The 14,357-nt window shown below is 73.8% G+C and carries 9 protein-coding genes; 5 read left to right on the forward strand and 4 right to left on the reverse strand.

Annotated features, from left to right (window positions below; genetic code table 11):
* Positions 1–143: 143 nt before the first annotated feature.
* Together KLI87_RS41785 and KLI87_RS37830 are read left to right on the forward strand one after the other, a co-directional pair.
* The gene (locus tag KLI87_RS41785; RefSeq protein WP_308166519.1) at positions 144–3,374 is read left to right on the forward strand and encodes a LamG-like jellyroll fold domain-containing protein; all 3,231 of its coding nucleotides are present in this window, start codon (positions 144–146) and stop codon (positions 3,372–3,374) included.
* A 243-nt stretch (positions 3,375–3,617) separates the two neighbouring features.
* Positions 3,618–5,264, forward strand: coding sequence for a hypothetical protein (locus KLI87_RS37830; protein ID WP_156219087.1), 1,647 nt, complete (start codon positions 3,618–3,620; stop codon positions 5,262–5,264).
* A 98-nt stretch (positions 5,265–5,362) separates the two neighbouring features.
* On the opposite strand, the gene KLI87_RS37835 is transcribed toward KLI87_RS37830, so the two are convergent.
* The gene (locus KLI87_RS37835; RefSeq protein WP_214620849.1) at positions 5,363–6,277 is read right to left on the reverse strand and encodes a phosphotransferase; all 915 of its coding nucleotides are present in this window, start codon (positions 6,275–6,277) and stop codon (positions 5,363–5,365) included.
* Between the two features lie 39 nt (positions 6,278–6,316).
* Positions 6,317–7,447 (reverse strand): DUF1972 domain-containing protein, encoded by a 1,131-nt coding sequence (locus tag KLI87_RS37840; RefSeq protein ID WP_214620850.1) that lies wholly within the window; start codon positions 7,445–7,447, stop codon positions 6,317–6,319.
* A gap of 165 nt (positions 7,448–7,612) precedes the next feature.
* On the opposite strand from KLI87_RS37840, the gene KLI87_RS37845 reads away from it, so the two are divergent.
* From KLI87_RS37845 to KLI87_RS37855, 3 genes are all read left to right on the forward strand, one after another.
* Positions 7,613–8,779 carry a glycosyltransferase family 4 protein gene (locus tag KLI87_RS37845; protein ID WP_308166521.1) on the forward strand — a complete coding sequence of 389 codons (1,167 nt, stop codon included), beginning with the start codon at positions 7,613–7,615 and terminating at the stop codon, positions 8,777–8,779.
* Positions 8,780–8,795: 16 nt separating this feature from the next.
* Positions 8,796–10,385 carry a hypothetical protein gene (locus KLI87_RS37850; protein WP_156219084.1) on the forward strand — a complete coding sequence of 530 codons (1,590 nt, stop codon included), beginning with the start codon at positions 8,796–8,798 and terminating at the stop codon, positions 10,383–10,385.
* Positions 10,386–10,447: 62 nt separating this feature from the next.
* Positions 10,448–11,713, forward strand: coding sequence for a hypothetical protein (locus KLI87_RS37855; protein WP_156219083.1), 1,266 nt, complete (start codon positions 10,448–10,450; stop codon positions 11,711–11,713).
* Here KLI87_RS37855 and KLI87_RS37860 read toward each other — a convergent pair.
* Both KLI87_RS37860 and cysC read right to left on the reverse strand, forming a co-directional pair.
* The gene (locus tag KLI87_RS37860; RefSeq protein WP_214620851.1) at positions 11,690–12,664 is read right to left on the reverse strand and encodes a sulfite exporter TauE/SafE family protein; all 975 of its coding nucleotides are present in this window, start codon (positions 12,662–12,664) and stop codon (positions 11,690–11,692) included. The two genes, KLI87_RS37855 and KLI87_RS37860, sit on opposite strands and share 24 nt — an antisense overlap.
* A 118-nt stretch (positions 12,665–12,782) precedes the next feature.
* Positions 12,783–14,255 (reverse strand): adenylyl-sulfate kinase, encoded by a 1,473-nt coding sequence (cysC, locus tag KLI87_RS37865; protein WP_214620852.1) that lies wholly within the window; start codon positions 14,253–14,255, stop codon positions 12,783–12,785.
* Positions 14,256–14,357 lie beyond the last annotated feature (102 nt).

A 14,357-nucleotide genomic window follows, 5' to 3' on the forward strand; every position in this document is an offset into this window, starting at 1 on the left:
TGCGGCCGACCGGGGGCTGACCAGTCTAGACATGGCGACTCGGTTACTCTGCCTTTACTCGCGTGACCGTGGGGGTCATGGGAGCGGATTGGTGTGGATTGGCAGGGATGCACCCGATGAGACCTCTACCTTCGCATTGGCGTGTGCCGCGCGTACGGAGAACGGCGACGGCCGCCGCGACCGCCCTTTCGGCGGCGCTGCTGGGGCTGTCCGCCGTGCCGGCCCCCGGGGCCGCCGCCGACATCGACCCGCCCTCGGGGACGCCGCCGACGGTCAGCGCCGACCCGCTGCCGACCTGGCAGGTCAACGGTGTGGTGTGGAGCATGGTCACGGTCGGTGGCACGGTCTACGCGACCGGCGACTTCAGCAAGGCGCGCCCGCCGGGCACCGCCGAGGGCGACACGCGGGAGGTGGCACGCTCGAACATCCTGGCGTTCGACCTCGCGACCGGCGACCTGATCACCTCCTTCGACCACGCGCTGAACGGCCAGGGCCTGCGGGTCGCGGCCTCGCCCGACGGCAGGCGCGTCTACGTCGGCGGCGAGTTCACCCAGGTGGACGGCAAGCCGCGGGCCCGCCTCGCCGCGTTCGACACCGCCACCGGCGCGCTCGACGAGGGCTTCGCGCCGCAGGTGTCCTCGATCGTGCGGGGCATCGCCGCGACGAACTCCAAGGTCTACTTCGGCGGCAACTTCTTCAACGTCAACGGCAAGTCCCGGACGCGCCTGGCGGCCGTGAACGCCTCCAACGGGGCCAACGACGACACCTGGCGCCCGACGGCCGACGACAACGAGGTGTTCGCGCTGGCCATGGCGCCGAGCGGGGACCGGGTCGTCATCGGCGGCCGGTTCCAGAAGATCAACGGTGCGGCGCGCGTCGGCATCGGCGCGGTGAACACCACCGACGGGGCGTCGGTGGCCTGGAGCAGCCGCCCGATCCCCACCAAGCAGGACAGCACCCACTTCTCCTACGTCACCGACCTGTACGTCGCGGGCGACACCGTCTACGGCGCGGCGGACGGCGAGGGCGGCCACTGGTTCGACGGGCGCTTCGCCGCCAAGGCCGCCACGGGCGACCTGGTCTGGCTCGACAACTGCTACGGCGCCACCTACGGCATGTTCGTCCAGGGCCAGTCGGTCTACAGCGTCTCGCACGCCCACGACTGCGCCTCGCTGGGCGCGTTCCCCGAGACCAGGCCGCAGAGCTGGCAGCGGGCGCTCGCCGAGACGACGTTCCCGACCGGCACCGACAAGGCGCCGCCGGGCGCCAACAGCAACTACAGCGGGCAGCCGATCCCGAGCCTGCTGCACTGGTTCCCGACCCTGACGCCGGGGACGTTCACCGGCCAGTCCCAGGCCGCCTGGGCCGTGACGGGCAATGACGACTTCGTCGCGATGGGCGGCGAGTTCCCCAGGGTGAACGGGAAGGCGCAGCAGGGGCTCGTCCGGTTCGCGCTCAAGGCCAAGGCCCCGAACAAGACCGGACCGCTGAACGGGGAGATGGGCACCCCCACGGCCAAGGCCCTCCCCGACGGCAGCGTCCGCCTGGGCTGGAAGACCACCTGGGACATGGACAACGCGTCCCTCAAGTACGAGGTGCTCCGCGACGACGGCACCACGCCCGTCGGCTCGGTCGAGAAGGCGTCCACGTTCTGGAACCAGCCGTCCGCCGCGTTCGTCGACCGGACCGCGCCCGCCGGGGCCCACACCTACAAGATCCGCGCGGTGGACTCGACGGGCAACCGCGTGACCAGCGCCGCGTCCGCCCCGGCGACGGCCGCCGGCACGCCCGGCCCCTACTCCGGCGAGATCGGCGGCGACGGCCCGAGCGCGTACTGGCGCCTCGGCGAGAGCAGCGGACCCGGCTACGACTACGTGGGCGGGAACGACCTCACGTTCGGCTCCGGCGTGACCCGGTCCCAGACCGGCGCGATCTCCGGTGACCCCGACCGCGCGGTGAAGTTCGGCGGCACCTCCACCGGGACGGCCGCCAGCGGCGCGGCCGCCGCCCCGCAGAACTTCAGCATCGAGGCGTGGGTGAAGACCACGTCCAAGACCGGCGGGAAGATCGTCGGGTACGGGAGCGCCGCGTCCGGGCTCAGCACCCGGTACGACCGCCACCTGTACATGACCAACGACGGGCGGGCCGTCCTCGGCGTCTACCCCGGATCGGCCAAGACGATCCAGAGCGCCGCCGGGCTGAACGACGGCAAGTGGCACCACGTCGCCGGCACGCTCGACGCCGACGCCGGGCTCAAGCTGTACGTGGACGGCCAGCAGAAGGCCGCCGACGCCTCGGTGAAGACCGCCGAGGCGTACGCGGGCTACTGGCGCGTCGGCGGCGACAACACCACCGGATGGCCGGCCAAGCCGTCCAGCGACTTCCTGAACGGGACGCTGGACGAGGTCGCCGTCTACCCCCGCGCGCTGACCGCCGCCGAGATCACCCGGCACCACGGCCTCGGCACCGGCGGCATCCAGCCGAACAAGCCGCCGACGGCCGCGTTCACCTCGTCCTGCGACCAGCTCGCCTGCGCGTTCGACGGCTCGGGGTCGGCCGACACCGACGGGACCGTCGCGGGCTACGCGTGGGACTTCGGGGACGGAAAGACCGGTGAGGGCGCCAAGCCGTCCCACACCTACGCGACGGCGGGCACCTACACCGTCAAGCTGAGGGCGACCGACGACCAGGGCGCGTCCGCCGAGGTCTCGCACCCGGTCACGGTCACCTCCGCGACGCTGGCGGCCGACGCGTTCGGCCGCACCGTCACCGGAGGCTGGGGCGACGCCGACTCCGGCGGCGCCTGGACCCGCAACGGCTCCGGCGGCGTCCTGTCGGTGGGCGGCACCGGGCAGATCGCGCTCGGCGCCCCCGGCAACAGCGGCGGCGGCTACCTCAACGGCGTGTCCTCGGCCGGCACCGACCTGACGTTCACGGTGGCGCTCGACAAGGAGGGCACCGGCAACGGCGTCTACGTCTCGCCCATCGGGCGCCGGGTCGGGAGCGCCGACTACCGGGCGCGGGTCCGGCTGCGGCCGAGCGGCGCGGTGTCGCTCAAGCTCAGCCGCACCGCCGCGGGGAACGCCGAGACCGACGTCGCCGCGGAGCAGACCGTCGCGGGCGTGGCCTACGAGGCGGGCAGGCCGCTGCACGTCAGGCTCCAGGTGACGGGCACCTCGCCCACGACGCTGAAGGCCAAGGTCTGGGCGGACGGCGCGGCCGAGCCCGACTGGCAGCTCACCGGCACCGACTCCACCGCCGAGTTGCAGACCGCCGGCGCCCTCGGAGTGTGGGCCTATCTCGCGGGCAACTCCACCAACGCGCCCGTCGTCGCGTCGGTGGACGATCTGGTGGCGGTCCGCGCCACCGGCTGAACCGGTCCGCGTGATCGGAAACGGTGACGCGTGAAAGTGCCCCGGGGTTTACACTCCGGGGCACTTTCTTTATGGCGTTGGACAATGACATCGGGCGTGGCGCGCGGGGAACTCTTGCGTTCCATGAATTCGGTCACGATTTCATCGGTTGTCCGATGCCGCGGACGGGGCGACCGCTAAGCTCTCCAGATCCAGCGTGGCCGTAGGGGCCACAGGGGTTTTCAGTGCAAGGGGAACCGACTCGTGGGAGCTCAATCGCGACGGCGCCGGACGAGCGTGCGCGCCGGTCTCGCGGCCACCGCCACCCTCACGCTCGCAGGCGCGTCGATCATGCCGGCGGCGACCGCCGGCGCCGACACCGCGCCCCCGTCCGGGACGCCCGCCACCGTGAGCGCCGACCCGCTGCCCACGTGGCAGGTCAACGGCGTCGTGTGGAGCATGACCACGGTCGGCAACACCGTCTACGCGACCGGCAACTTCAGCAAGGCGCGCCCGCCGGGCACCGCGCCCGGCAACGCCAAGGAGGTCGCGCGCGGCAACATCCTCGCCTTCGACCTCACCACCGGCAACCTCGTCACCTCCTTCGCCCACTCGCTGAACGGCCAGGGCCTGCGCATCGTCGCCTCGCCCGACGGCAAGCGCGTCTACGTCGGCGGCGAGTTCACCGCGGTCGACGGCAAGGCGCACAGCCGCCTCGCCGCGTTCGACACCGCGACCGGCAAGCTCGTCGACGCGTTCGACCCGAAGGTGTCCAACATCGTCCGGGGCATCGCCGCGACGAACTCCAAGGTCTACTTCGGCGGCAACTTCTTCAACGTCAACGGCAAGTCCCGGACGCGCCTGGCCGCCGTGAACGCCTCCGACGGCGACAACGACAACACCTGGCGCCCGACCGCCGACGACAACGAGGTGTTCGCGCTCGCGATGGCGCCCGGCAACGAGCGGGTGCTGATCGGCGGCCGGTTCCAGCAGCTCAACGGCGCCGCCCACGTCGGCATCGGCGCGGTCAACACCACCAGCGGCGCGTCCGCCGCGTGGAGCAGCCGCCCGATCCCCACCAAGCAGGACAACAAGCACTTCTCCTACGTCACCGACCTGTTCGTGGACGGCGACACCGTCTACGGCGCGGCGGACGGCGAGGGCGGCCACTGGTTCGACGGGCGCTTCGCCGCCAAGGCCGCCACGGGCGACCTGGTCTGGCTCGACAACTGCTACGGCGCCACCTACGGCATGTACGCGCAGGGGTCGGCCGTCTACAGCGTGTCGCACGCGCACGCCTGCGAGTCGCTGGGCGCGTTCCCCGAGACCAAGCCGCAGACCTGGCACCGGGCGCTCGCCGAGACCAAGGCCGCGACGGGCACCGACCACGCCCCGCCCGGCGCGAACAGCAACTACCGCAACCAGCCGATCCCGAGCCTGCTGCACTGGTTCCCGACCCTGACGGCGGGGACGTTCACCGGCCAGTCCCAGGCCGCCTGGGCGGTCACCGGCAACGCCACCTACGTGGCGATGGGCGGCGAGTTCCCGAAGGTGAACGGGAAGGCGCAGCAGGGGCTCGTCCGGTTCGCGCTCAAGGCCAAGGCGCCGAACAAGACCGGCCCGGTGAAGGCCGACCTGGCCGCGCCGACCGCGGCCAAGACCACGCTGGGCATCCGGGTCTCGTGGAAGTCCACCTGGGACCAGGACAACGAGGCCCTCACCTACGAGGTCCTGCGTGACAGCGGCACCACGGCGGTCGGCACGCTGAAGAAGGACTCCACGTTCTGGAACCGGCCGAGCCTGACCTTCACCGACGCCAAGGCGCCGAAGGGCAAGCACACCTACCGGATCCGCGTGAAGGACCCGCTGGGCAACACGCTCACCAGCGCCGCGTCCCCGTCGGTGGGCTGACCTCCGGCACGAACGCGAGGCGCGCCCCGGCGATCCCGCCGGGGCGCGCTTTTCGTGTACCACGGCCATGGGCGGCCGTGCTCGGGGGCGGGCCGTGCTCAGGGGCGGCCGTGCGGGTTCATCGACCGCAGGACCTCGCTCAGCCGGGCCTTCAGCGGCGCGTCGTGGTCGCCGTCGGAGCGCAGCGCCACCCGCTTCAGCCAGAACTCGGCCGCCTCCGCGTGGCCCCTCCCGGCGTCCGGCGAGGACGGCTTGCCGAACACCGCGACGCGCGTCGCCTCGTAGTAGACGACGTCCGCGCCCGGCGGCGCCCACGCCGCGTCCTCCCAGTCGATCAGCCACGGGAGCCCCGGGCCGCAGCGGCGCAGGTTCCACGCGGTGAGGTCGCCGTGCATCGGCACCCAGTGCGGCGGGATCTCGGCCGTGCGCGGCAGGACGTCCTTCAGCCGCCGCTGGAGGTCGCCGAGCAGCGGCTCCAGCTCGACCCCCCGGACCGGGCGGGCGGGCCGGGGCGGCATCGCCTCGATGACCATCCAGTGCCACCCGGCGGTCTCGCCCCGGTCGAGCACGCGCGGCACCCGGAAGCCCTCGGCGCGGCCCTCGGGGAACGCCGACAGGGCCCGCTCCTCGCGGTCCAGCTCGCCCGGCTCCTCGCGGAGCTTGAGGAACCCCGTCGGCCTGCCCGCGCGCAGCAGCACGGCCGCGAGGCCCGTCCTGGACGCCTGCGGACGCTCGTAGAGGGCCAGGTCATCGAACGTCCCCACCCGCGCGCGCAGGGCCTCCCAGCGCTCCCGGCCGCCCGGCGGCTCCCAGGCGACCCTCGGGCCGGGGACGGCGCGCGGCCCGAACGCGGCCACCGCTCCGTACAGCGCCCACTGCGCCGCCAGCGCCGCCGGCTTGGAACGGGTGATCAGCGATATGCCCGCGAGCGCGCCGCGCCGCGACCGCGCCGGGACGAGGACGTTGCGGGTCCCCATGCTCGGCCGGACGAACCCCTGTCCAGTAGTGGACATCTCACGCTCCGCCTCTCCCACGGTTCGGTTCGCGCGCGATCACTTCGGGCGCACGGTCTTGCGGGTGAGCCTGCGCTCGACCAGGTCGAGGCAGAGCCGCTCGTAGGCGGCGGCCACGTCGTCCCAGACGTAGCGCTCGGAGGCCCGCTTGCGCGCCGCGTCGCCCCGGTCGGCCGCGCCGCCCGGGTCGGCCTCGGCCTCCTCGATCCGCTTCGCCAGCTCCGCCGGGTCGCCGAAGAAGCGCCCCGCCTCCTCGCCGAGCACCTCGCGGTTGAAGTTGACGTCGAAGGCGAGCACCGACGCCCCGGCGCCCATCGCGCGCAGCAGCGACGGGTTCGTCCCGCCGACCGAGTGCCCGTGGACGTAGGTCAGCGCGCCCGCGTAGAGGGCGTCCAGGAGGTCCTGGTCCCACACGCCGCCGAGGAAGGTGATGCGCGGGTCGTCGCCCGCCAGCTCCTTCACCTGGGCCGTGTACTCGTCGGCGTAGGGCGCCGAGCCGACGACGACCAGCGGCTTGCGCGCGCCGCTGCGCCGGTAGCCCTCCACCGCCACATGGACGTGGTTCTCCGGCTCGAACCGGGCCACGACCAGGTGAAACCCGCCCGGCTCATAGCCCGCGGCGGCGAGCTTGGCGGTGTCGGTCGCGGCGAGGATCGGCGCGCCGTAGGGGATGAACACCGACTCGGCGCCGAACTTCTCGCGGTAGTAGTCCTGGATGCCGGCGGCGTCGGCGATCAGCGCGTCCGACCACCGGACGGCCATCGACTCGGCGGCGCGGTAGTAGCGCTGGCCTGTACCGCTCCACTTCGTGCGCTTCCACTCCAGGCCGTCCACGTGCGTGGCCACCGGGATCCGCAGCGTCCGCAGCACCGGCAGCAGCGGCGCGTTCGCCGCGTTGAACAGCAGCGCGACGTCGGCGCCCTCGCGGGCGATCTTGCCCCGGAAGGCGTGCAGCACCGACAGGCCGGTGTGGCTGAGCGTCTCGGCGACCTTCTTCTCGATCGCCGGGAGGTAGATGAGCCGCATCCCGAGGTACTCCGGCTCGGGGTGGCGCTCGCCGCGGCAGTAGACCATGACCTCGTGGCCGCCCGCCGCGAGCCGCTGGCCGATCTCCTCCACCGCCGTCTCGAACCCGCCGTAGCGCGCCGGCACCCCGCGGGTCCCTACCATGGCGATGCGCACCCTGACCCCTCGCTCTCTTTGTGGACGCTTCATTACGATCCGCACAGATTATGCGCAAGGGACACCGCACGTCCCAGGGGCGAATAACAGTTAATCTGAAGGTTGCGAGAACGGTGGCGCCGCTGGTGGACGCGGTCGCCCTAAGGAGGGCAAGTGGCCGAACGGGACTCGCGGTCCGTGGTGGTGCTGGCGCATCCGTCACCCGACCTCTACGGCTCCGACCGGACGTTCATCGAGTCGGTGCGGGCTCTCGTCACTCACTGGCGTGTCATCGTCACGCTACCGGAGGACGGGCCGCTGTCGGACGTCCTTCGCGAAGCGGGCGCCGAGATCGTCGTGCTGCCCGTCCCCGTCCTGCGCAAGGCGTTCCTCACGCCCTTCGGCCTCCTGCGGCTCGCGGCGGCCGCCGCCCGCGCCCTGCCCCGCGCCCGGCGCCTGCTGCGCCGCGAGCGCGCCGCCGCCCTCTACGTCAACACCGTGACGCTGCCGTTCTGGCTGCTGGCCGCGCGGGTCGCCCGCGTGCCCGCGATCTGCCACGTGCACGAGGCCGAGGACGGCATGGCGAGGCCGATGCGGGCCGTGCTGTACGCGCCGCTCCGGCTCGCCCGCTCGGTGATCGTCAACAGCCGGGCCAGCGCCGCCGCCGTCGGCGGGTCCGCCGGGAAGGGCGGCACCCGGATCATCTACAACGGGGTGGACGGGCCGCCGCCGGAGCAGGTGGCGCCGCCGCGCTCCGAACCGGGGCCACCCGCCAGGATCGTGCTGGTGGGGCGGCTCTCGCAGCGTAAGGGGTCCGACATCGCGGTCCGGGCCGTCCAGGTCCTGCGCGAGCGCGGGTACGATGTCACCTTGACATTGGTCGGCAGCGTCTACCCAGGCTACGAGTGGTTCGAGAGCGAGCTCCGGGCCCTCGCGGACGGCGACGGGACCGTCGTCTTCGCGGGGTTCCGCCCCTCGGTCTGGAACTCCTTCGCCGAGGCCGACATCGCGGTCGTGCCCTCGCGCGTCGAATCCTTCGGGAACGGCGCGGTCGAGGCGATGCTGGCCGGCCGGCCCGTGGTCGCCTGCGCGACCCAGGGGCTGGTCGAGATCTTCACCGACGGCGAGAACGGCGTGGTCGTCGCGCCGGACGACCCGTCCGCGCTGGCCGACGGCGTCGCCCGGTTGCTCGCCGACTGGGACGGCGCCAGGGCGATGGCCAAGCGGGCCGCCGCCGACGCCGCCGAGCGGTTCGGCGCCGACCGCTACCACCGCGACCTGCGGGAGGTCGTCCACGGCCTGACCGCGACGTCCCCGTCCCCCCTGCACCCGGCCTCCTGAGGACCCAGAGCACCCGATGACAGCACAGACACCCGTCACACCGGAGATCAGCCTCGTCGAGGCCGTCTGGCGCTACCGGCTGATGTCCCTCATCATCGTCCTGGCCTGCCTCCTGGCGTCGGTGGCGGCCACGCAGATCCTGTTCAGCGGTGCCACCGCCACCGCGCGGTTCGCCGTCACCGACCCGACGAACAACAACAACGCGCTGCGCATGGGCGTCATCTCCGGCCAGGGGTATGCGACCTACACCGCGCAGCGGGCGGCGTTCGCCGGGTCCACGCCGGTGATGGCGCGGGCGGCGCAGATCGTCCGGGACAAGCGCGGCCCCAAGCTCACCGGCGAGCAGTTGCGCGGCCGGGTGAAGACCTCCAGCAAGCCCGACGGCGGCGTCGTGATCGTCACCGCGTCCGGCGCCAACATGACCGAGGCGGCGGTGATCGCCAACTCGGTGCTGCAGGCGTACCAGGACGTGACGATCAGCACCAACACCGGCAAGCTGGACGAGCAGATCAAGAGCATCAAGGCGCTCCAGACCAAGGTCACGCAGGACATGGAGGTCACCCAGTCCGGCAGCCGCGCCTACCGCCTGCTCGCCAACCAGCTCACCAAGCTCCAGGGCGAGGAGAGCGGGCTGCTGTCGGCCCGGTCCAAGACCAACGACGGCGTCCAGTTCCTCGACACCGCCGACCCGTCGGCGCCCATGCCGAGCAAGCTCCCGCAGAACGCCGCGATCGGCTTCGCGATCGGCGTGATCCTGGCGTGCGTGGTGTCGTTCCTGCGGGCCTCGGCCCGTCCGCGCCGTCCGGTGGGCCCCGGCCCGCTGCCCGCGGGCGGTCCCGCCGGCGGGCCGCCGGAAGGGCTCGGCGGCGCGGCCGGAGGGGCACCGGTGGGCGCGCTCGGCAGCGGGCAGCTCACGGGCGGCGCGCCCGAACTCCCCGCCGGACGCTCCTACCAGGGCCGCAGGCACGCCTCCGACGTGCGGGTCGGCGGCGCCCGCCCCGAGGACTCCCGCGAGCCACTGCGCGAGCGGCCCGAACAGGGCGAGCGGGAGGACCCCCTCGCCCCCGCGTCCGGGCGCGGGCGCCAGCCGCGCCGGGGCCGGTCCGCGACCCCGGCGGCGCCGCGTCCGGCGTCCGCCACCCAGGCCGTCCCGGCGGCGCCGCCGCCGCTGCCCCCCGAGCGTGACCGGGGCAGGCCGCGGCTGAACGGGTCGAGTCCCGCCAGCTCCAGCTCAAGCCCGGGTTCCGGGCTTCCGGTGACCCCGGCCTCCGGGTCGGGTTCGGGTTCGCGGGGTTCGCGCGGCTCCGGCAACGGGTCGGCCGCGCTGGGCAAGGCGCCGCGCGGGAAGGGCGGGCGCGGCAAGCCGCGCGGCGAGACCCCGGCCGAACCGGAGGGCGGCACAGGGACGGACGTCCCGGCCGACCTGTGGGCCGACGGCGGCGACCCGACCCGCACCGCCGAGGATCCCGCCTCCCTGCTCGGCGGCAAGGGCTCCCTCGGGAGCACGCCGTCCGGCTCGTCCGACTCGGGCACGCCCGACTCGGGCAACGGGTCCGGCAAGGGAAAAGGCGACACGTCCCTGATGCACTACGACCTGGACAGGTAGACCAGGCCGCCTCCGGGCCGGGCGTGCGGCGTCCCGGGGGGCTCGGGGGCAAGGTCGCCCGCGTGCTGGCATCGGCGGGCGGCGCGGTCACCGTCCAGTTCGTCACGGCGGGCGGCAGCCTGGTCGTCCAGGCGCTGTGCGCGCGGACGGTCGGCCCGTCCGGCTACGGCGCGTACGCGCTGTTCGTCTCCGTGCTCGTCATGATCACGGCGGTGCAGACGAGCTGGGTCGGCGACAGCCTCACCGTGTTCGACCGGTTCGACCCGCGCGTGCGCGGCGCGCTGCTGCTGTCGGTGCTGGCCACGGTCGGCGCGGGCGCCGCGGTCGGGGCGGGCGTGACGGCCGCGATGGGCCTCGCGGGCGTGGCGGGGATCGGGCTGTTCGGGCTGCTGGTGGCGCTGTGGCTGCTCAACGAGACCGGACGGCGGATCTTCACCGCCCGGATGGAGTTCTGGCGGCTGGCCCTCAACGACTCCTCCTACCTCGTCGTGACGATCGGGACGCTCGCCGCCGCGCTGGCCCTCGGCGCCGCCGCCACCCTGGAGTTGATGCTCGCCGCGATGTGCGCGGGCTGCCTGGTGTCGATCACGCTCGCGCGGCTGCGGCTGCCCGCTCCCGAGTACGCGCTCGCGCCGCTGCGCGGCACCGCGTTCCGGGAGATCGCCGCGTTCGCGGTGTGGCGGTCGGTGCAGGCGGGCCTGCGGCCCGGGTCGCTGCTGCTGGCCCGCGTCATGATCGCCGCGTTCGCCTCGACCGCCGCGCTCGCGGGCATCGAGGCGGCGCGGCTGCTGCTCGCGCCCGCGCTGACGTTCGTCAACGGCGCCGGGGGGTTCCTGCTCGGCGACTTCGCCAAGGCCGAGCGCACGGGGGCGCCCATGCCCGCCCGCCGCGCCGTGCGCGTCTGCGTGCTGCTGTCGGTGATCGCGCTGGTCATGAGCCTCGGCGGGATCCTGCTGGTCGACCGGCTCGGCCCGCTGGTCACCGGCGGGTCGTTCACGGTCGACCGGGTCGCGCTCGTCGGCTGGGGCGTCTACGCGGTCTGCTTCGCCTGCACGCTGCCGCTCGCCAGCCTGGCGACGGCCCGCAAGATGTCCCGTGAGGTCTTCACCGTCCGGGGCGTGGAGAGCGCGGTCGGGCTCGCCGTCCTGGTGGGGCTGCTGGTGACCGACCCCGGCCACGCGTCGATCGCTCCGTACTGCCTGGGCGCGGGCGGGCTGGTCTCGGCGGTCATGCTGTGGCGGAGGCTCCGCAGGACCGACCCCGTCCCGGACGCGGCGGACGAGACGTCCGCCGACCTCCCGGTGTCAGCGGACGAACTCGTCGGCTGACGCGCGCTCGGCGCCGCTCGGCGCCTCAAGGGCGTTCGACGCCTCCTCGGGGGCGGCGGTGGCGGGCGCCGCCGCCGGGGCGGTGCGGCCGCGCATGACGAGCCACACGGCCACGGTCGTGGAGGTGAGCGCGACCATCGTCCAGGCCAGCGGTACCGCGCCGACGCCGAACATCTTCAGCGCGGACGCCACCAGCACCAGCGCCAGGACGCGGCGGATCAGCCCGCCCGGCGCCCGCGAGGAGATCTTGGAGCCGATGTAGACGCCCGGCACCGAGCCCACCAGCAGCGCGGCCGTGACCTCCATCCGGAAGTCGCCGAACAGCAGGTGGCCGAGGGCGGCGGCGAACACCAGCGGCACGGCCTGGAGCAGGTCGGTGCCGACGAGCTGGTTGGCCTTGAGCGCCGGGTACAGGGCCAGCAGCGCGACGATGATCAGGGAGCCGGAGCCGACCGAGGTGATGCCGACGACGAGCCCGCCGACCAGCCCGACCAGGACCGTCGGCACCGGGCGGATCGTGATCTCGGGGGCCTGCCCGCCGTCGGCGTCGGTCCCGGCGCGGCCCCGGTGGGCGATGTAGCCGCGCACGACCAGCCCGGCCGCCGCGATGAGCAGCGCGACGCCCATGGCCTTGCTGATGATGTCCTCGACCCGCGCCCCGTGCCCGAGCGCGCGGGCGAGCAGGACGCCGGAGAACGCGGCGGGCACCGAGCCGACGCACAGCCAGCCGACGAGCCGCATGTTGATCGTGCCCTGGCGGTAGTGGACGGCGCTGCCGACGGGCTTCATGACGGCGGCGGCGACGAGGTCGCTGGAGACCGCCGCGAGCGGGCTGACGCCGAAGAAGGTGACGAGCATCGGCGTCATCAGGGCGCCGCCGCCCATTCCGGTCAGCCCGACGACGATCGCGACCAGGAACGAGCCACCGGCCATCGTCCAATCGAAGTCCATCGCCATGACCTACCTGCTATGTAGGAAAACCGGCCATCAGCCTATGGCAGCCCATGTCCTAGAAGTAACCCAGGTGACGGGGGTTGCACGGGTTGGCCGGTCCGATATTGCTTTGCGGCTATTGCGGACGTACCCAGCCGCCGTCCACAAGCACCTCCAGGACGCGCCCGACCGCCTCGTCGGGCGTCATCCGCGAGGTGTCGAGGGTGAGGTCGGCGTCCTCGGGCGCCTCGTAGGGGTCGGAGATCCCGGTGAACTCGGGGATCAGGCCCGCCCGCGCCTTGGCGTACAGGCCCTTGCGGTCGCGGCGCTCGCACTCCTCCAGCGGCGTCGCGACGTGCACCAGCACGAAGTCGCCCGAGACCGACACCATGCGGCGCACCTCCGCGCGGGTCGCCGCGTACGGGGCGATCGGCGCGCAGATCGCGACGCCGCCGTGCCGGGTGATCTCGGCGGCGACGAACCCGATCCGGCGGATGTTGGCGTCGCGGTCGGCGCGGGAGAAGGTCAGCCCGGCCGACAGCATGCGCCGCACGACGTCGCCGTCCAGCAGCGTGACCGTCCGGCCGCCGCGCTCGACGAGCGCGTCGGCGAGGCCCCGCGCGACCGTGGACTTGCCCGAGCCCGACAGCCCGGTGAAGAACACCGTGATGCCGCGCGAGTGCTTGGGCGGGCGGGCGAGGGCCAGCTCGGCGGCGACGGCGGGCGGGGTGAACCAGTCGGGGACGGGCTCGCCCGCGTCCAGCAGCTCGCCGAGCCGCTCGGGCGTCAGCTCGGCCTGGACGTGGTCGGGCTCGATCCGCGCGACCGGCCGCCACACCTCCACGTCCGCGTCGTAGGCCCACGGCTCGGGGACGACGACGGGGATCGCGCTGCCCTCGATCTCCCGGTCCGCGAGCAGGTGGGTGGCGCCGTAGGCGGCGGCGATGTGGGCGTGCAGCAGGACGTCGCGCTCGGGGTCGTCGCCCCGGTCGGGCAGCGGGACGGGGATGATCCGGGTGCCCTCGGGCAGCTCCCGGCGGACCCCGAGCAGCGCCCGGACGAGCGACTCGTCGTGCTCCCCGGTCAGCATCGGCAGCACCAGCACGTGCGCGCCGAGCCGCTCGGCGACCTGCCGGAGCTGGCCGAGCTGCTTGCGGTGCAGGAACTCGCGGGTCGCGACGGCCAGCACGGGCCCCGCGACGGCCTCGACCTCGTCGGGACGGCGGCGCAGGCCGTGGAACGGTCCGTGCGCGGGGGAGCGCAGGGCCTCCAGCGATCCGGCGAGCCGCCAGCCCTGGGTGGTCGGGTCCTGCCACGCCTCGCCGACGCGCAGCACCGCCAGCGGCACACCCTCCGGGTCCTGGAGGACGACGCGCTCCTGGCCCGTCAGCTCCTTCGGGACCGCCAGCGTGACGGGCACCGGCCAGGGCGTCCCGTCGGCGAGCCGCCCGCCCGCGATCACCATCGCGGTGTCGAACGAGCCGAGGAACCCCGTCAGCGGCCGGTACGCGCCGGCGAGCACCAGCTCCAGGTCGGCGAGCTCCCGCGCGTCCGGCGTCCAGGCGGGCAGGTCGCGCAGCGTGTCGGGCAGGCCGGCGTCGGCGGTCACCGCGGTCTCCGATCCGGGCCCGGCGCGCGGCCGGGCCGATCCAGGTCGTTGGTCCAGGTCGTTGGTCCAGACGGCTGGCCGCGTCGGCGTCGGGTCGGCGTC

This window comes from Actinomadura sp. NEAU-AAG7 (assembly GCF_018603865.1).
In the GTDB taxonomy this organism is placed as follows: Bacteria; Actinomycetota; Actinomycetes; order Streptosporangiales; family Streptosporangiaceae; genus Spirillospora; species Spirillospora litoris.

What these genes read in the sequence shown, in the direction of transcription:
- KLI87_RS37835 (WP_214620849.1), bottom strand. Translation starts at nt 6,277, where the DNA reads ATGTCCACTACTGGACAGGGGTTCGTCCGGCCGAGCATGGGGACCCGC.
- KLI87_RS37840 (WP_214620850.1), bottom strand. Translation starts at nt 7,447, where the DNA reads ATGGTAGGGACCCGCGGGGTGCCGGCGCGCTACGGCGGGTTCGAGACG.
- KLI87_RS37850 (WP_156219084.1), top strand. Translation starts at nt 8,796, where the DNA reads ATGACAGCACAGACACCCGTCACACCGGAGATCAGCCTCGTCGAGGCC.
- KLI87_RS37860 (WP_214620851.1), bottom strand. Translation starts at nt 12,664, where the DNA reads ATGGACTTCGATTGGACGATGGCCGGTGGCTCGTTCCTGGTCGCGATC.